14 protein-coding genes are annotated in these 17,835 nt (G+C 74.6%); 10 read left to right on the top strand and 4 right to left on the bottom strand.

The window, feature by feature from the left end:
- Positions 1 to 10: 10 nt before the first annotated feature.
- Together ACFZB9_RS23700 and ACFZB9_RS23695 are read right to left on the bottom strand one after the other, a co-directional pair.
- Entirely contained in the window at positions 11 to 1,309 is a 1,299-nt protein-coding gene (locus ACFZB9_RS23700; RefSeq protein WP_391450168.1) for a sedoheptulose 7-phosphate cyclase, read from the bottom strand.
- Positions 1,310 to 1,465: 156 nt separating this feature from the next.
- Positions 1,466 to 2,563, bottom strand: coding sequence for a hypothetical protein (locus ACFZB9_RS23695; protein ID WP_391450166.1), 1,098 nt, complete (start codon positions 2,561 to 2,563; stop codon positions 1,466 to 1,468).
- A gap of 256 nt (positions 2,564 to 2,819) precedes the next feature.
- Here ACFZB9_RS23695 and ACFZB9_RS23690 point away from each other — a divergent pair, with 256 nt between their 5' ends.
- From ACFZB9_RS23690 to murJ, 9 genes are all read left to right on the top strand, one after another.
- Complete coding sequence (locus ACFZB9_RS23690; RefSeq protein WP_391450164.1) at positions 2,820 to 4,106, top strand: S8 family serine peptidase; 1,287 nt, start codon at positions 2,820 to 2,822, stop codon at positions 4,104 to 4,106.
- 170 nt (positions 4,107 to 4,276) lie between these two features.
- Entirely contained in the window at positions 4,277 to 4,897 is a 621-nt protein-coding gene (locus ACFZB9_RS23685) for a hypothetical protein (RefSeq protein WP_391450162.1), read from the top strand.
- Between the two features lie 81 nt (positions 4,898 to 4,978).
- The gene (locus ACFZB9_RS23680; protein WP_391450160.1) at positions 4,979 to 6,508 is read left to right on the top strand and encodes an alanine racemase; all 1,530 of its coding nucleotides are present in this window, start codon (positions 4,979 to 4,981) and stop codon (positions 6,506 to 6,508) included.
- The gene (locus ACFZB9_RS23675) at positions 6,505 to 7,857 is read left to right on the top strand and encodes a pyridoxal-phosphate dependent enzyme (RefSeq protein WP_391450158.1); all 1,353 of its coding nucleotides are present in this window, start codon (positions 6,505 to 6,507) and stop codon (positions 7,855 to 7,857) included. Before ACFZB9_RS23680 ends, ACFZB9_RS23675 begins: the two co-directional genes overlap by 4 nt.
- A gap of 11 nt (positions 7,858 to 7,868) precedes the next feature.
- Positions 7,869 to 9,107: an aminotransferase class V-fold PLP-dependent enzyme gene (locus tag ACFZB9_RS23670; protein ID WP_391450157.1), complete on the top strand. Its 1,239-nt coding sequence runs from the start codon at positions 7,869 to 7,871 to the stop codon at positions 9,105 to 9,107.
- A 41-nt stretch (positions 9,108 to 9,148) separates the two neighbouring features.
- Positions 9,149 to 9,907, top strand: coding sequence for a class I SAM-dependent methyltransferase (locus ACFZB9_RS23665; protein WP_391450155.1), 759 nt, complete (start codon positions 9,149 to 9,151; stop codon positions 9,905 to 9,907).
- Between the two features lie 140 nt (positions 9,908 to 10,047).
- Positions 10,048 to 10,353 (top strand): hypothetical protein, encoded by a 306-nt coding sequence (locus ACFZB9_RS23660; protein ID WP_391450154.1) that lies wholly within the window; start codon positions 10,048 to 10,050, stop codon positions 10,351 to 10,353.
- A 181-nt stretch (positions 10,354 to 10,534) separates the two neighbouring features.
- Complete coding sequence (locus tag ACFZB9_RS23655; protein ID WP_391450152.1) at positions 10,535 to 12,253, top strand: UDP-N-acetylmuramoyl-L-alanyl-D-glutamate--2,6-diaminopimelate ligase; 1,719 nt, start codon at positions 10,535 to 10,537, stop codon at positions 12,251 to 12,253.
- Complete coding sequence (gene murJ / locus ACFZB9_RS23650; protein WP_391450150.1) at positions 12,250 to 14,028, top strand: murein biosynthesis integral membrane protein MurJ; 1,779 nt, start codon at positions 12,250 to 12,252, stop codon at positions 14,026 to 14,028. The genes ACFZB9_RS23655 and murJ overlap by 4 nt, the downstream gene beginning before the upstream one ends.
- Here murJ and ACFZB9_RS23645 read toward each other — a convergent pair.
- Positions 13,974 to 14,882 carry a glycosyltransferase family 2 protein gene (locus tag ACFZB9_RS23645; protein ID WP_391450148.1) on the bottom strand — a complete coding sequence of 303 codons (909 nt, stop codon included), beginning with the start codon at positions 14,880 to 14,882 and terminating at the stop codon, positions 13,974 to 13,976. The genes murJ and ACFZB9_RS23645 overlap by 55 nt on opposite strands.
- 283 nt (positions 14,883 to 15,165) lie before the next feature.
- Here ACFZB9_RS23645 and murF point away from each other — a divergent pair, with 283 nt between their 5' ends.
- Complete coding sequence (gene murF / locus ACFZB9_RS23640) at positions 15,166 to 16,608, top strand: UDP-N-acetylmuramoyl-tripeptide--D-alanyl-D-alanine ligase (RefSeq protein ID WP_391450146.1); 1,443 nt, start codon at positions 15,166 to 15,168, stop codon at positions 16,606 to 16,608.
- Here the strand turns inward: murF and ACFZB9_RS23635 are convergent.
- Positions 16,595 to 17,821, bottom strand: a complete 1,227-nt coding sequence (locus ACFZB9_RS23635) for an NAD(P)/FAD-dependent oxidoreductase (protein ID WP_391450144.1) — start codon at positions 17,819 to 17,821, stop codon at positions 16,595 to 16,597. The genes murF and ACFZB9_RS23635 overlap by 14 nt on opposite strands.
- Positions 17,822 to 17,835: the final 14 nt, after the last annotated feature.

Raw genomic sequence — 17,835 nt, 5'->3', positions numbered from 1 at the left:
TCCGCAGGCCTCAGGAGGCGAGCTGAGCAAGCGTCAGCGCACCTGTGATGGCGTGCAGTTCGGCGGCCGCGCGGTTGATCTCGGGCGGCGTCAGGTCGTCGACGAACAGGCCGGCTCCGATCCCGATCGGCAGCGGCAGCCGCTGGCGGCCGTCCCGGTGGCGGATCGTGTCGGTGAGCGCCTCGCCCAGCAGCCCGGGCTCCAGCAGCCGGTGCGCGAGCGGCAGTTGCAGGCGGTCGAGCAGGGTCAGGATCCGCGTCCGCTGCTCCGGGGTGACCAGCCCGCGCCGGGCCGCCAGGACGGTGGTCAGCGCCATGTCGATGCCGACCGCCTCGCCGTGCAGCAGTTCGGGCAGCGCGCGCATCTCCAGGGTCGGGCTGAACGAGTGCCCGTAGTCCATCAGCCGCTCCAACGTGTGCTCCCAGAGGTTGGGTTGCAGCTCGCCGAGCATGCCGTGGACGGCGCGGGTGATCACCTCGGCGGCGGCCGGGTGCTGGAACCGGTCGGCCCGCAGCCGCTCGCCGTGCCGCTCCAGCAGGTCGAAGAGTCTGCGGTCCTTGATCAGGCCGACCTTGATGATCTCGGCGAGCCCGTTGCCGATGTGCCGGCGGTCCAGCGTGGCCAGGAAGGCGGGGTCGAGGAGCGTCTCGGTGGCCGGGTGGTAGGTGCCGAGCCGGTTCTTGTGCCGGCCGAAGTTCACCCCGGTCTTGGCGCCGACACCGGCGTCCACCAGTCCGATCAGAGTGGTCGGCACCCTCACGAAGGGGGTGCTGCGGCGGTAGAGGCTGCAGGCCAGGCCGACCACGTCGGTCAGCACGCCGCCGCCGATCGCGATCACCGGCTCACCGCGTCGGGCCAGCCCGAAGCGGTCCAGCTGCTCGGCGACCCGGAAGACCGAGTCCATGTTCTTCACCCGCTCGTCGGCGGGCAGCACGTGCAGCCGGTGCTCGATCCGCTGGGCCGAGCAGTAGGCGCGGATCCGCTCGCCGTACAACTGGTGGACGGTGGCCTCCACCACCAGCAGGCGGCGGCGCGGGCCCGGGCCGGGGGCGGTGCCCGCGTGGGCCAGGGCGGGGTTGTCGGGGTCGAGCACGCCGGGCACGACGCGCACGTGGTAGGTGACGGGCAGCGCGGTGCTGACCGTCCAGGAGGTGACCGGGGTGCCGGTGGTGAACAGGCCGTGGCCGGTGCTGTCCGTGCTGCCGGTGCCGGTGCCGGTGCCGGTGCCGGTGGTGTCACAGGTGTCGGTGATGCCGGCGGTGTCGGTGGTGTCGGTGGAGGAGTGGCGGGTCGGGTGGGGGCGGAACACGGAGGACTCCGTTTCGGTCGGGTCGGAGAGATCGCGGTCGGGGGTCCGGTCAGGGCTCCGGTCGGATGCCGTGGCCGGTGCGATCCCGTGCTCCCCACGGTCGCCGTCCCGGCGTCCCGGCCGCGCGGGAGGAAGGCCTCGTCCCGGTCCCGGAATTCAGCCCAGCGGGGCCGGGACCCGGACGGCGTCCCGGGTGGCCGGGAGCCCGGGCCCGGGCGTCGGGAGCACGGCCCGCAGGTCGGCGGCCTCGACCCGAATGAGCGGCGAGCCGCCGCACACCCGGGGCCGCCCCAGCGCGGTCAGCAGCACCAGCTCCAGCGAGCCGTCCTCGCCGAGCCCGTCCAGCAGCCCGCCGTGGCGCCCGCACTCGCCGCCGAGCCCGCCGCCGAGCCCGCCGCCGAGCCCGCCGCCGAGCCCGTCGTCGAACGCACCGTCGAACGCACCGCCGTACCCGGTCGCGCCCCACGCCGTCAGCGTGCCGGGCAGCCCCGCGCGGGCGAGCAGCTCCCGGTGGGCGGCCTCCCCGGCGGCGTCCAGCAGCCCGAGCCGCCGGGCCAGCCGGGCGGCGAGCAGCAGGCCCTGGGGCCGGCCCCGCCCGTAGCGCAGCACCGCGCCCGGCCCCCGGCCGAGCGGGTCGAAGGCCAGCACGCCGCTCTGGGCCTCGACGCAGAGGGCGATGAACGCGGCCGACACGTCAGGGCGGTAGCGCCCGTCCACGCGCAGCCGCCGGGCCACCGAGGCGTAGTGGTACGGGCAGACGGCCAGCACATCGCGCAGCAGCGGGTGGAGCCCGGCGTGCTGCGGACCGCGCAGCAGGTCGGGCCGGCACCAGACCAGCGCGGGGGCGTGCGGCCGTCCGGTCGCGTCCGCGTGGGCCGGCACCGAGGCGCCGCACATGGCCGCCAGCGTGGTGGGGACGTGGACCACCCTGGCCGGCCCGGCGTGCGCCAGCACCGAGCCGAGCCACCGCCGGTCGCCGAGGACGACCAGTACGGTGTCCGGCGTCGGTTCCGGCAGCAGGCGCGGCGAGGCCACCCGGCGTGCCGCGGGCAGGGCCGCCGCCGTCTCGGCCGGCCAGCAGGGCGGGGTCCGGTCCGCCGCGAGCAGCACCACGGGCCCGTCGCCCAGCTGCCGCACCGCCCGGGCGAGCCCGGTGCGCGCCGGTGGCCCGGTCCGCACCAGTACGGGGTACTGGCACGGGCCGAGTTGGACCGTGCGGTCCAGGAGTACATGCTCGACTGCGGACTGAAGCATCGGGAACCCTCCCCGCCGGCCGGCTGATCGCGTCACCCCGCCACCCTCGCCGCGCCGTGGTCCCGGTCGCATGAGTCCGGTGACCCGACCCGGTCACGCCCGGGGCCCGGCAAACCGCTCACCCGGTCCGAAAGTGTCCGTACTCGGACCGCCCCGCACCGTCCTTAACACGAACGTCAACTGACACACCATTGACAACTCACGCAACCTGCGATGGCCTGGACACCTCAAAATCGAGAGGGGATCCGCCGTGCCCATGTCCGCACGTCTGCGACTCGCCGCCACCGCGGCGGCGGGAGCGTTCGCGCTCGCCCTGCTGCCGACCGTGGCCCAGTCCGCCGCCGCGCCGCTGCCGGCCGTGCACCTGCTGCGGAACGCGGGCAGCGCCAACGACCCGGTGCTCGCGGCGCCGCTGTCCACCAGCGACTGTGTCACCCAGCTGCACCGCGCCTGCTACTCGCCGCTGCAGTACCGCACCGCGTACGACCTCGACCCCCTCTACCAGCAGGGGATCACCGGCGCGGGCCGGACGATCGTGATCGCCGACTCCTTCGGCTCGCCGACGATCCAGCACGACCTGGACGTCTACTCGGCGCACTGGGGCATTCCCAGCACCCAGGTCGAGGTGGTGAAGTGGGGGCAGGTGCCGCCGTTCGACCCGAAGAACGCCGACATGGACGGCTGGGCCGGCGAGACCACCCTGGATGTGGAGGGCGCTCACTCCCTGGCGCCCGGAGCGAAGATCGTGCTGCTGGAGACCGGGGTCGCCGAGACCGAGGGACCGGTGGGCGTGCCCGAGCTGATGAGCGGCATCAACCACCTGGTCAACAGCAACGATGCCGACGTGGTCTCGATGAGCTGGGCCACCAGTGAGGGCCAGTTCCCCGGCTTCGACCAGGGCGACTACACCAGCCTGACCACGCTGCGCTACGCCTTCGTCAACGCGGTCAAGCACGGCGTCACGCTGACCGCGAGCTCGGGCGACGGCGGCGGCGACTCGAAGAAGCTGGACGCGGCCTGGCCGGCCGGCGACCCGCTGGTCACCGCCGTCGGCGGCACCGAGCTGGCGCTGAACGACCAGGGCACCCGCACCACCCCCGACATCGCCTGGTCGGGCAGCGGCGGCGAGCAGTCCAAGGTCTTCGCCCGCCCCGGCTACCAGGACCCGGTGCGCTCGGTGGTCGGTGACCACCGCGGCACTCCGGACGTCAGCATGGCCGGCTCGCCCAACGGCGCGCTCTGGCTCTACTCCAGCTTCGACCCGGCCAACACGGGCTGGACGGCGGACGGTGCGGGCACCAGCGAGTCCTCGCCGCTGTTCGCCGCCGTGGTGGCGCTGGCCGACCAGGCCGCCGGACACCGGCTCGGCCAGATCGACAACGACCTCTACCGGCTCTACGCCCACCACTCGGGGGCCCTGGTGGACGTCACCAGCGGGTCGACCGGCGCCGACGGCTACACCGCGGGCCCGGGCTACGACCAGGCCACCGGCGTGGGCACGGTGGACGGGGCGAAGCTCGTGCACGCGCTGGCGCACCGGTAACCGAGCGTGCACGAGCACACCTCAGGGGTGCATCTGACGGCTCCCTGAGCTGCCCGGCGCGGGTGGCGGCGAAACTCGACGGAGCCGCCGCCCGCTGCCGGGCGCAGACTGGTACCAGAGGCCCGTCGGTGGCGTCCGGCGGCCGCCGTCGAGTACCGAGGAGGCGTGCCATGTCAGCCGCATCCGTCTCACATCGGTCCGCGGTCGGCCACGTGCCCGTGAGCTGCCATCTTCGCCGCGCCGTCGGGCGGGAGCACAACCCGCTCTGCCGACCGGTCGACCGGGCCCGCAGCCGGCTGCTGATCGCGCTGGTGGCGGCGGTTGCCCTCTCCCTCGCGGTCGGCATGGTGGTCTTCCTGGTCCTGCTGGGCGGTGCCCGGGCCCATGCGCGCCAGTCGGCGCTGCACCGCCACGAGGTGACCGCGACCACCCTGGTGGCCTCGACCGCGAGCCCGACCGGCTCCCCGTGGGCGGCGCAGGCCCAGGCCGGCTGGGCCTATCCGGGCGGCGATGCGCACACCGGTGTGATCGGAGTGCCGGGCGACACCCCGGCCGGCAGCCACCTGCTGCTCTGGGTCGGCGACAACGGCATCCCCAGCACACCACCGGAGCCGTACGGCGAGCTGGCCGCGGCCGCCGCACTGTACGGACTGGGTGCGCTGGCCGTGGTCGACGGGGCGGCCTGGATCGGCTACGGCATCCGGCAGAAGACCCTGGAGCGGCGCGGCGAAGCCGCCTGGGAGGCCGACTGGGAGCGGGTCGAGCCGCAGTGGACCGGGCGTAGCCACTGACCACCGGAGCGTGTCCGCGCCCTGTTCTTCGGGCGAGCGGAGCGGTTACCGTTGCGAACGGAGGGGGAGGGGGACACCGCCATGCAACCACCACCGCCGCACCGGCCACCGCCGTACCAGGAACCGCCGCGCCAGGAACCGCGCGACCCGAGGGAACCGCTCTACCTGACACCCAGGCTGGCGCCGCCGCTCGCCTCGGCTCTGGCCGCCGGCGAGCTGCTGCACTCGCTGACCGACGCGCTGGGCTCACCGCTCAACCTGGTGCTGCCCGAGCAACTCGCCGAGAACGTCGAGCGGTTCCGCGCTGTCTACCGCGGCCACCACCTCGCCGGGGAGATCTTCTTCGCGCACAAGGCCAACCGGTCCAGCGCGCTGGCCCGCCAACTCGCCGCGCTGGACGTGGGGATGGACGTCGCCTCGGTGGCCGAGCTGCAGCACGCGCTGGGCGCCGGCTTCGCCCCGGGGCGGATCATGGCCACCGGCCCCAAGAACCCGGAGTTCCTCTGGCTGGCCGCGCGGCTGGGCGTCACCGTCAACCTGGACTCGCGCGCCGAGCTGGACGAACTGGCCGCGCTGGTCCGCAAGCACGCGCTGCCCCGGGTTCCGGTCCTGCTGCGCCTGTCGGGCTTCCACGGCCCGGGCGTGACGCTGCTCAGCCGGCCGAGCCGGTTCGGCACCGACCTGGCCGAGCTCGACGAGCTGCTGGACGCGGTGGAGCGGCATCAGGACGCGGTCGAACTGACCGGCGCCGCCTACCACCTGGACACCGTGGGCCTGCCCGAGAAGGCGATCGCCCTGGAGGCCTGCGTCAACGCCCTGGACGCCTGCCGCCGGCGCGGCCTGCGCCCGCGCGCGGTCGACGTGGGCGGCGGCTACGGGGTCAACTACCTGGCCGACCAGGATCAGTGGGAGCGCTACGGCACCGAGCTGACCAACGCCGTGCTGGGGCGCAGGCCGGCCCTGACCTGGCAGGGCCACGGCTACGGCCTGCGCGCCGAGTCCGGCACCGTGCGCGGCACGCTCGGCCTCTACCCCGCGCACCGGTCGATCGCCGCCGCGGGCTACCTGGACGAACTGCTGAACCTGCCGGCTCCCGAGCTGGGGCGCCCGCTGGCCACCCTGCTGCTGGAGAGCCTCTACGACCTGTTCGTCGAACCGGGCCGCGCACTGGTCGACCAGTGCGGCGCGGTGCTGGCACGGGTCGTCGAAGTCCGCCGGAGCGCGGCCGGTGAGCCGCTGGTGCGGCTGGCGGCGAACGCCGGGGACATCGGCCTCGAACAGCACGGGGTCCTGGTGGACCCGCTGCTGATTCACCGTCAGGGAAGGGCGCCGGTGGACGGCGACGGTCCGGTGGGCGTCTACCTGGCCGGAAACCTGTGCCTGGAGAGCGATCTGATCACCCGTCGGCAGGTCTTCCTGCCCGGCCTGCCGCAGCCCGGCGACCTGCTGGCCTTCGCCAACACGGCGGGCTACTGCATGGACTTCACCGCTCACCACGCGATGGGCCAGCCGCTCGCCCGCACCGCCGCGCTCTACCGGGAGGGCGGCCGCTGGCGCTGGCGGCTGGACGACGAATACTGGCCCATATTCGGTACAAGGGAGAACAGTTGAGGTACGAGAGCATCACCGAGGCGATCGGCGAAACCCCACTGGTCAGGATCAGCCCGGCGGTGCACGGACTGCGCACCATCGACCTCTACGCCAAGTTGGAGATGCTCAACCCGTTCGGCTCGGTGAAGGACCGCGCGGCCTGGCGGATGACCCGCGCCGCCCTGCCGGACGCGGTCGAACGCGGTGACACCATCGTGGAGTTGTCGAGCGGCAACACCGCCAAGGCGCTGGCGCTGATCGCCGGACTGCACGGACTGCGGTTCCGCAGCGTGACCAACCGGATGAAGGTCCCGGAGATCAAGGAACTGCTGCTGCTGCTCGGCGCCGAGATCGAGGAACTGCCCGGCCAGGCCGAGTGCCTGGACCCCACCGACACCGACGACCCGCTCACCCGGATGCACCGGATGCTCACCGAGGCGGGCGGCGGCTACCTGCACACCGACCAGTACTACAGCGCCCTGAACACCGAGGCGCACCTGACCGGCACCGGCCCGGAGATCCTGCGCGACCTGGATGGGCGGGCCCCCGACCACTTCATCGCCTGCGTCGGCACCGCCGGCTCCTCCACCGGCGTGGCCGCCGCGCTGCGCGCGAGCAACCCCGGCCTCGGCGTGCTCGGCCTGGTCGCCCACAAGTCGGACTTCATCCCCGGCATCCGCACCATCGACGAGGTGCACGAGGTCGGCCTGTTCGACCCCGCCACCTATGACGCCATCGAGTCGGTGACGGCTGACCAGGCGATCGACGGCATGGTCGCCCTGATCCGCCGCTGCGGCCTGCTGGCCGGCCCCACCGGTGGCGCGGCCTACTTCGGCGCCGTGCGCCACCTGCGCCGTCTGGAGGAGGAACAGGCCGCGCGGGACGGCGGGCCGACCGGCCCTGCGGCGCCGCGGCAGACCGCCGTCTTCATCGTCTGCGACCGGGTGGAGAGCTATCTGAGCTACATCCGCCGACGGCGCCCCGAGCTGCTCGGCCAGCCGCCGCGCCGCAACTCCCTCGCCTCGCTCACCCCCGCCGAGCTCGCCGCCGCGCCCGCCGTCGACCTGGAGGCGGCCCGCAAGTGGATCGCCGCCGAGCACCCGCTGGTGATCGACCTGCGCGGCCCCTCCGCCTATGCCGCGCTGCACATCGAGGGCTCGATCAACATCGTGGATCAGTTGTTCGACGAACTCCTGCACGGCGGACTGCCGTTCAGCAGTCGTCAGCCGGTGCTGCTGGCCTGCCCGGTGGGCGAGAAGTCGCTCGGCTACGCCGCCCTGCTGACCCGGATGGGCCACCGGGACGCCCGCAGCCTGGCCGGCGGCATCGTCGGCTGGCGGGACGCCGGCGCCCCGCTGGTGCGGGACTGAGGCGCCGCGAAATGACAGCCGGCGACGAGGACTTGGCAAGCCTGGCGGGGTGGCAGCGGGAGCTGCGCGAGCAGTTCCCGATCATCGTGGCCAACCCCGAACTGGCCTACCTGGACAGCGCGGCCACCGCGCAGAAGCCGCACGCCGTCCTGGCGGCCGTGCAGACCTATCTGACCACCGTGAACGCCAATGCGGGGCGCGGCAGTTACCCCTGGGCCAACCGGACCACCGCGCTGCTGGCCCAGGCCCGGCAGCGGGTCGCCGAGTTCCTCGGCGACCGCGACCGCGACCGCGACGGCGACGGTGACGGCGATCCGGGCGGGCCCTCGGCCGTCCACTTCGTCAGCGGTACCACCGAGGGCCTGCGCACGATCGCCCGCGACTGGCTCACCACCCTGCTGACCGACGGCGACGAGATCCTGGTGCCGTTCGCCGACCACCAGGCGAACCTGCTGCCCTGGCTGGAGGCCCAGCGGCTGCTCGCCGCCCGGGGCGTGCGGATCACCGTGCACCCGCTGCCCTACCAGGCGTCCTCGTACGACTACGACACCACCGCGCTCACCGAACTGGTGGGCGAGCGCACCGCGTTCGTCGCCGCCACGCACGTCCACCACGTCTACGGCGGCAACCTGAACGTGCACCGGATCCGCCAGGTGGTCGGCCCCCGGGTGCCGATCTGCCTGGACGCCGCCCAGTCGGTCGGCCATCTGCCGCTGGACGTCGGCGAGCTCGACGTCGACTTCGTGGTCTTCTCCGGCCACAAGGCGATGGCGCTGCCGGGCAGCGGCGCGGTGTGGGCCCGCAACACCCGCGGCCCGCGCTTCGAGCCCGGCGGCTGGTCGGGCACCCCGAACACCGTCGGTGCCGTCGCGCTGACCGCGGCGCTGGACTGGCTGGCCGCCGCCGACCCGGCCCGGATCGAACGCTGGACGGTGGCGCTGGCCGCCCGCCTCACCGAGGGACTGCGCCGACTGGCCGACTACGAGGTGCTCGGCTGCCAGCTGAGCCTGGCCGCGGACTCATCCGTCCAGCAGCGACAGGGGATTGTCACCTTCCGGCACCACGGCATCAAGTCCGACGACCTCGGTTTCGTGCTCGCCGCGCACGGCTTCCTGGTGCGCTCCGACAGCCTCTGCCAGGCAGGCCGGGACGAGCGCGAGGGCTCGGTGCGGGTCAGCGTGCACCTCCACAACACGCCGGCGGAGATCGACCGGCTGCTGGAGGTGCTGCGCTCTCTGTCAGTAGGCTGACCGACCGTCAGCTACAGGAGCGCGGACGGAGCGGCGGACGGATGGGCGTGAGCACGGCGCTGGCCGAGACCTGGGTGCGCCGCTGGGAGCGCCAGCAGGAGCGCTACGCGGTGGACCGCGAGGAGCGGTTCGCGGTCATCGCCGACCTGGTGGAGCGGGTGACCCGCGGCCAGCGGTCCCCGCTGGTGGTCGACCTGGGCAGCGGCCCCGGCTCGCTCGCGGTGCGGCTGGTCGCCCGGATCCCGAGCGCGCGGATCGTCGCCGTGGACATCGACCCGCTGCTGCTGGAACTCGGCCGCACCCACGCCCCGCAGGCCGCCCGCTACGTCGAGGCGCTGATCGGGGGCGAGGACTGGATCGCGGCGCTGGGACTGGACCGCCCGGTGGACGCGGCCGTGTCCACCACCGCCCTGCACTACCCCGAGCCCGAGCGGCTGCGCGCGATCTACCGCGAACTCGCCGGCGTGCTGCGCCCGGGCGGCGTCCTGGTCAACGGCGATCACCTGGCCCCGGCCGACCCCGCCATCGCCGCGCTCGCCACCGCCGTGGGCCACTGCCGCACGCGCCGCCAGGGTGCGGGCGACGGCGAGGACTGGGCGGGCTGGTGGGCCGAGGTGCGTCGGGTCCCCGAGTTCGCCGAGCTGCTGGCGGCCCGCGCGGCGCGCACCGCGCCCGGCAGCGGCGACGGCAACGGCCTGTCGGCGCAGCACCACGAGGACCTGCTGCGGGAGGCGGGCTTTCGGCACGTCGGCGTGGTGTGGCGGTGCGGCGCGAGCGCGGTGCTGGTGGCGGTGCGCTGACCGCCAATCGGGCGGCCGGTGCGACCAGCCGTGTCGGGCGCGCCCGTTCCGGGCGGATCTCGCTATCTTCGGGCGGCAGCGGAGCGTTTTGCCCCGCTTCCCGCAGCTCGTTCCCCGCACGCCCGAGAGGACGCCCCCGGATGACCGCCGCCACGCAGCACGAGCCCCACACCGATCACCCGCACCAGCACGGCGAGGGCTGCGGCCACGTCGCGATCCCGCACGGCGACCACGTCGACTACGCCCACGACCGGCACCTGCACCGGGTCCACGAGGGCCATGTGGACGAGTGCGCCACCGGCGGGCACGCGGTGCACCCGGGGCACGAGGCTCACCAGCACGGCACCGACTGCGGCCACGTCGCCGTGCCGCACGGCGACCACGTGGACTATGTGCACGACGGGCACCGTCACGCGGCCCACCAGGGCCACTGGGACGACCACTGACGGCCGCCCGGCGGTGGCGGGCCGCCGCACACCCCACTCTCCCTCACGCCACGTAGCCGATGCCGAGCTGCGGGTGACGATCACCTCGCCTAGCGTCGTCAAGGAGCGCCGGACCCCGGCCGGGCGGATCGCCCGGCCCCGGTGGGCCCGGCGGCCCCTGCGCGTGATGGAGAGACGAGCTATGACTGGCTACCGCAGAGCGCTGGGGCCGCGCCCCGTGCGTCCGGGGCCGCTCTCGCCCGACCGGGCCGGGTGGCCGGTGGCGGACGCGGCCCCACACGCGCCGGTGCTGCTTTCCCGGCTCGCCACCACCTGGCCCGGGGCCGAGCTGCGCGGCGGTGACGCCGCGGTGGTCGACTGCACCCACGACAGCCGCCAGGTCCGCCCCGGCTGGCTGTTCTGCGCGCTCACCGGCACCCGGACCGACGGCCACCACCACGCGGCGGCCGCCGTCGCGGCCGGTGCCCGCGCCCTGCTGGTGCAGCGCTTCCTCGAACTCGACGTCCCGCAGCTGCGGGTGCCGAACGTGCGCTGGGCGATCGGCCCGATAGCCGCGGCCCTGCACGGGCGTCCGGCCGACCGGCTCTCGATCGCCGGGGTGACCGGCACCAACGGCAAGACCACCACCAGCTACCTGCTGCACGCGGCCTTCGTCGCCGCGGGCTGGCGGGCCGGCCAGCTCGGCACCGTGGAGACCCGGATCGGCGAGCACCGCTGGGCCTCGGCACTGACCACCCTGGAGGCGCCGGACCTGCAACGGGTCTTCGCCCGGATGCGCGCCGAGCGGGTACGGGCGGCCGCCATGGAGGTCTCCTCGCACGCCCTGGACCAGCACCGGGTGGCCGGGATCGCCTTCGACGTGGGCGTGTTCACCAACCTGACGGCTGAACACCTGGACTACCACGGCACGATGGAGCAGTACTACTACACCAAGTCGCTGCTCTTCGTCCCCGGCCGCTGCCGGCAGGCGCTGGTCTGCGTGGACGACGAGTGGGGCCGGCGACTGGCCGCCCAGGCGCCGGTGCCGGTGCTCACCTTCGGGCACAGCCAGGGGGCCGAGGCCCGGATCACCGAGACCCGCTGCGACCGGCGCGGCACCCGGATCCGGCTGGACTGCGCGGACGGGCTGATCGAGCTGACCGCCCCGGTCCTGGGGTCCTGCAACAGCACCAACCTCGCCGCCGCCTACCTCACGGCGCGGGCCATGCGGGTGCCCCCCGGCCCGGCCGCGGCGGGGATGGCCGGCTGCGAGCCGATCCCCGGCCGCTCCGAACTCGTCGACATGGGGCAGCCGTTCCTGGTGGTGGTCGACTACGCGCACACCCCCGGGGCGCTCGAAGGCCAGCTCGCCACCTGTCGCGACCTGGCCGGTCCCGGCGGCCGGGTGCACCTGGTGGTCGGCTGCCGCGGCGGGCGCGACCGGTACAAGCGCCCCGAGACCGGTCGGGTCGCCGCCGGCGCCGACACCGCCGTCCTGACCAGTGACAATCCCGGTGACGAGGATCCGCGGGCGATCGTCGAGCAGATGCTGGTCGGCGTGCTGGACCACCCGGACCGCGAGGTGCTGCTGGAGCCCGACCGGGCCGCCGCGATCCGGCTGGCCGTCGGCCGGGCCGAGCCCGGCGACGTGGTGCTGGTGGTGGGCCGCGGCCACGAGACCACCCAGCAGGTCGGGGGCCGCGAACTGCCCTTCGACGACCGGCAGCACGCCCGCGCGGCGCTGGCCGCCCGCGGCTGGCCCCCGGCACGGCGACCGGCCCCCAGGCGGCGGCGCCGCGCGGAGCGCCGCGGGCACGGGGTGGTGGTCGGCGACCTGACGCACGGCACGATCGAGGAGGCGCGGGTCGGCTTCACCGATCCGGCAGACGAGGTCTCGCCCCGCGCGGTGCCGCCCCCGTGAGCGCCCCCGAGCAGCGCCGCGCGCGCCGCCCGCGCCCCGAACTGGCGATGGCCGCCGGCACCGCGCTGTCCCGGCTGACCGGCCTGGGCCGGGTCTTCGCGCTCTCCTACGCCCTCGGCGTCACCCCGCTCGCGGACGCCTACAACCTGGCCAACACCACGCCGAACATGATCTACGACCTGGTGCTCGGCGGCGTACTCTCGGCCACCCTGGTCCCGGTCTTCGTCGCGCGCCTGCAAGGCGGGGGCGGGCACGCGGACGGGCACGCGGACGGGAGCCGGCCCGACCAGGACGGCTGGCGCGGCGTGTCCGCCGTGGTGACGCTCTGCCTGGTCGCCCTGGTCCTGGTCACCGGCCTGGTCGCGCTCGGAGCCGGGCCGCTGATGCGCGGCTACACGCTGGCCGCCCCGAGCGGCACCGCCGGGACGGAGTACGCGGTGGCGGTGCGCCTGCTGCGGCTGTTCGCCCCACAGGTGCTGCTCTACGGGGTGATCGCGCTGGCCACCGCGGTGCTGAACAGCCTGCGCCGGTTCGCGCTGGCCGCCTTCGCGCCGATCGCCAACAACCTGGTGCTCATCGCCGTGCTGCTGTTCCTCTCGGACACCCTGCGGCACAGCTCGACCGGCCGGGCACTGGCGGACCCGACGCTGCTGCTGGTACTCGGGCTCGGCACCACCGCCGGGGTCGCCGCGCAGACGCTGACCGTGCTGGTCGGGCTGCGCCGCAGCGGTGCCCGGCTGCGCTGGCACTGGGCCCCGCGCGAGCCCGCGGTGCGGCGGGTGGCCGGGCTCTCCGGCTGGACCTTCGCCATGGTCGCGGCCAACCAGGCCGCGCTCTTCGCCGTGCTGCTGTTCGCCAACAGCCGGCCCGGCGGGGTGAGCGCCTACACCTACGCCTACAGCTTCTTCCAGGTGCCGTTCGGCGTGGTGGCGGTCTCCATCACCGGTGCGCGGCAGCCTGGTTGGGCGAGCGACTGGGCGGCCGGGCGGGTGCGCGAGCTGCGCACGGCGGTGGCCGGCGGACTGCGGCTGCTGGTCCTGCTGATGGTGCCGATCGCCGCGGTGCTGGCCGCGCTGGCCGATCCGATCGTGCGCCTGCTGCTCGGCCACGGCGCGACCAGCGCGGCGGGCGCGGCCCTGACCGGGCAGGTGCTGACCGTGCTGGCGCTAGGGCTGCCCGGGTTCTCCGCCTACCTGTACTTCATCCGGGTCTTCCAGGCGATCCAGGACCTGCGCTCGGCGTTCGCGCTCTACGTGCTGAACAACGGGCTGACGGTGCTGCTGGCGCTGCTGCTCTACCGCCCGGCCGGGGTGCAGGGCGTGGCGGTGGCGGTCTCGGTGGGCTACGCGGCCGCGGCCCTCGCCGCCGGTGCGGTGCTGCGGCGGCGGATCGGCGGGCTGCCCGAGGGGTCGGCGGTGCGACCGGCGCTGACCCGGGCGCTGGCCACCAGCCTGCCGGCCGCGCTGCTCGCCTGGCTGACGGTCCATGCGATGACGCCGGTGGCCGGCGTACGGGCGGTGCTGCCGCTGCTGGTCGGCCTGACCGTGGTGGCCAGCGCGCTGCCGGTGAGCCTGGGCCTGGCGGCACTGGCGCCGACCGGTTTCTCGCTGGGCGACCGGCTGCTGGGCGGTCGACCGTTGGCCGAGCGACTGTGGGGGGAGCGACTGCCGGGTGAGCGACTGCCGGGTGAGCGACTGGCCGGCGCCCGTCGGTCCCCGGCTCAGCCCCGGCGCAGCCGGCGTCGCACCCGGCCGCCCAGGAAGGGGAGCAGGTAGCCCACGGCCGCGCCGGGCACATGCCGGGCCAGGCCCGCCAGGCGTACCTCGCGCAGCACTCCCCGGGTGTGATGCGGCTGACCGGCCAGCAGGAAGGCCAGCGCGAACCGCAGGTGGTGCCAGGTCAGCACCCGGGCGAAGCCGACGGCCGTCAGCGTGGTCCCGTGCCGCTCGCGGTGCAGCATCGTCAGCATCCGGCGGTACAGCCGCGGCAGGTCCTTGCTGTAGCCGGTGGGCTCGTCGCGGTAGACCACCAGCGGGACGTCCAGCTTGACGGCCGGGCCCAGCTTGGCGCAGCGCAGCCACAGATCCCAGTCCTCGGCACCGTCGAGCGCCGGATCGAAGCCGCCACAGGCGGTCAGCACCTCGGCGCGCACCAGCACGGTGGAGGTCTGGAACCGGTTGAGCACCAGCAGATCCCGGTAGCCCAGCAGGGTCTCGGTCTCCGGTGCCATGGCGTCGCCGTCCGGGCGGTGCGGCACGGACGCGGTGCGGACCCAGTCGCCGGCCAGCAGCACGGCCTCCGGCCGCCGCCCGGCGATGGCGAGCTGCCGGGCCAGCTTGCCCGGCAGCCAGAGGTCGTCCGCGTCGAGAAAGGCCACCCAGGGCTGGGTGGCCGCGCGGATCCCGGTGTTGCGGGCCGCCGAGGGCCCCTGGTTCTGCTGTCCGATCAGCTCGACCCCGGGGAAGGCGCCGGCCACGGCGGCCGTGCCGTCCGTCGAGCCGTCGTCGACGACGACGACCTGCGCCGGCGGGGGCAGCTGCGCCAGGACGGAGGTCAGCGCTGGGCCCAGGGTCCGCTCCGCGTTGTAGGCGGCGATCACCACGCTGACGGGTGCCGGCTGCTGGGCCATCGCGCATCTCCTCGTGCTCGGTTGCGGGCTGTTCATCCGGTCGCCGGTCCGTGGGGCCGCCGGTCGCCCTCATGGTGCGGGCGCGACCGGTGGGGCCCGGGCAGCCGGCAGGCGTGGCGTGCCCGGTGCAAGCCATCCGGCGGAAGCCAAGGCGCGTCGGAACGGCTGGGCCCGGGGTGGGGACTAGCCTCTAAGGCTCAAGTTCCCACCCCCACCCCCCATCCCAGATGCCCGGCCAGGGCCCCACTGGCTGGGTCATGCCTGCTGACGGAGCGGAGCCGCCGTGGTCCCCATGACCCTGCAAGAGATCGCCGAGACCGTGGGCGGTGTGCTGTACGACGCGCCCGATCCGGATGCGCGGGTCGACCGCCCCGCGGTGATCAACTCCCGGCTGGCCGACCACGGCTCGCTCTTCGTCGCGCTGGCCGGGCAGCACACCGACGGTCACCGTTTCGCGCGCGCGGCCGTCACGGCCGGAGCGGTGGGCGTGCTGGGCGCCCGCCCGGTGGGGGTGCCCGCCGTGGTGGTCCCCGACGTGATCGCCGCGCTGGCCCGGCTGGCCCAGGGGGTGTTCGCGCGACTGGAGGCCCCCACGGTGGTCGCGCTGACCGGTTCGGCCGGCAAGACCAGTACCAAGGACCTGCTCGCCCAGGTGCTGGAGACCATGGACACCACGGTGGCCACCCCGCGGTCGTTCAACAACGAGATCGGCCTGCCGCTGACCGTGCTCGCCGCGGAGCCGGGAACCCGCTACCTGGTGGCCGAGATGGGGGCCAGCCGGGCCGGGCACATCGCCTACCTGACCGGGATCCTGGCGCCGAACATCGGCCTGGTGACCAACGTCGGCACCGCCCACATCGGTGAGTTCGGCGGCAGCAAGGAGGCGATCACCGCCGCGAAGAGCGAGTTGATCCAGGCGCTGCCGGCCGACGGCCTGGCGGTGCTCAACGCCGATGATCCGTACGTGATGTCGATGGCCGCCCACTCCGCGGCCCCGGTCCTGACGTTCGGTCAGGCGGCGGGCGAGGTGCGGGCCACCGAAGTCGGCCTGGATCCGGCCGGCCGGCCCTCCTTCACTTTGACCCACCAAGGCGCCGCCGCCCGGGTCGAGTTGGGCATGTACGGCGTGCACCACGTCGCCAACGCCACCGCGGCCGCCGCCGTCGCGCTCGGCCTCGGCGCCGGACTCGACCAGGTCGCCGAAGCGCTCTGCGCGGCACGGCAGTTGACGCCCGGGCGGATGGAGGTCAGCGAGCGGCCGGACGGCATCACCGTGGTCAACGACGCCTTCAACGCGAACCCCGACTCGATGGGTGTGGCGCTGCGCGCGGTCGCCGCGATGGCCGACGGACGCCGCCGGGTGGTCGCCGTCCTGGGCGAGATGCGCGAGCTGGGCGAGGACTCGGCGGCCCACCACGCCGAGCTGGGCCGCCAGGTGGCGGCCGCCGGCGTCACCGCGCTGATCGCGGTCGGCGCCGAGGAGGCCGCGCTGACCCATGCCCAGGCGCAGGCCCGGGGCGTGGCCAGCACCCTGGTCCCCAACCGCGAGGCGGCGCTGGACCTGCTGCTCGCCTCGCTGCGCCCCGGCGACCTGGTGCTGCTCAAGGGCTCGCACACCGCCGGCCTGGAGGAGACCGCCCAGCGCCTGCGCGAGCCCGCACCCGCCCAGGCGCCGGTCCAGGGCTTGTCAGAGGACAAGCCCTGGATCCGCCTCAGAGCTCGGTGAGCGGGACGTCCGGGTCGGCGAGGGCGGCGGCGTCGACGGGGCGCCGGGAGCGGACCAGCTCGCGGATCGGGTCGGTGACGTCCCAGACGTTGACGTTCATCCCGGCCAGCACCCGCTCGCCCGCCAGCCAGAAGGCGATGAACTCGCGCCCCGGGAGGTCGCCGCGGAAGACCACCCGGTCGTAGCCGCCGGGCTCGACATGGCCGGTGTACTCCATGCCGAGGTCGTACTGGTCGGTGAAGAAGTACGGGATCCGGTCGAAGGAGACCTCCTGGCCGAGCATGGCCCGGGCGGCGGCGCGCGGTTGGTGCATCGCGTTGGCCCAGTGCTCCAGGCGGATCCGGCGGTCGAACAGCGGGTGCCGGGCGTTGGCGACATCACCGGCCGCGAAGACGTCGGGGTCCGAGGTGCGCAGGCTCTGGTCGGTGGCGATGCCGTCGGTGACGGTCAGACCGGCCGCCTCGGCCAGGGCGGTGTTCGGGGCGATGCCGATGCCGATCACCACGGCCTCGGCGGGCACCAGTGTGCCGTCCGCCAGCCGCACGCCCGTCACCGTGCCGCCAGTGCCGACGAGTTCGGCCACCTTCGCGTTGAACCGCAGGTCGACGCCGTGCTCCCGGTGCAGGTCGGCGAAGACCTCGGCGGCCTCGCGGCCCAGCACCCGCAGCAGCGGCAGCTCCAGGGACTCCAGCACGGTGACGCCGACGCCGGCGGCCCGGGCGGCGGCGGTCACCTCCAGGCCGATCCAGCCGGCGCCGATCACCGCGATCTGCTTGGCCGTGCGGAAGAGGGCGCGCAGCTGGTCGCTCTCCGCCAGCCGGCGCAGGTAGTGCACGCCCGCCAGGTCGGCGCCCGGCACCGGCAGGCGGCGGGGCGAGGCCCCGGTGGTCAGCAGCAGCTTCGCGTAGTCCAGCTCGCTGCCGTCGGCCAGCGTGAGGCGGTGCGCCGCGAGGTCCAGGCCGGTGACGGCCGTCCCCAGCCGCAGCTCGATCCGCTGCTCCGGGTACCACTCCTCGGGGTGCACGAAGACTGCCTCGCGCGGGTCCTTGCCGAGCAGGTAGCCCTTGGACAAGGGCGGTCGCTCGTAGGGGAGTTCGCTCTCCTCGCCGACCAGGACCAGCGGGCCCCGGTAGCCCTCCTCGCGCAGGGTCCCGGCTGCCCGGGCCCCGGCCAGGCCGGCGCCGACGATGACGTGGGGCGCGGTGGCGTCCATCGCTCTCCTTGCGT

The organism is Kitasatospora sp. NPDC008050, from assembly GCF_042957465.1.
Taxonomy (GTDB): domain Bacteria; phylum Actinomycetota; class Actinomycetes; order Streptomycetales; family Streptomycetaceae; genus Kitasatospora.
Note: the sequence above shows the minus strand (reverse complement) of the source record. Positions and strands in the feature narration are given on the sequence as shown.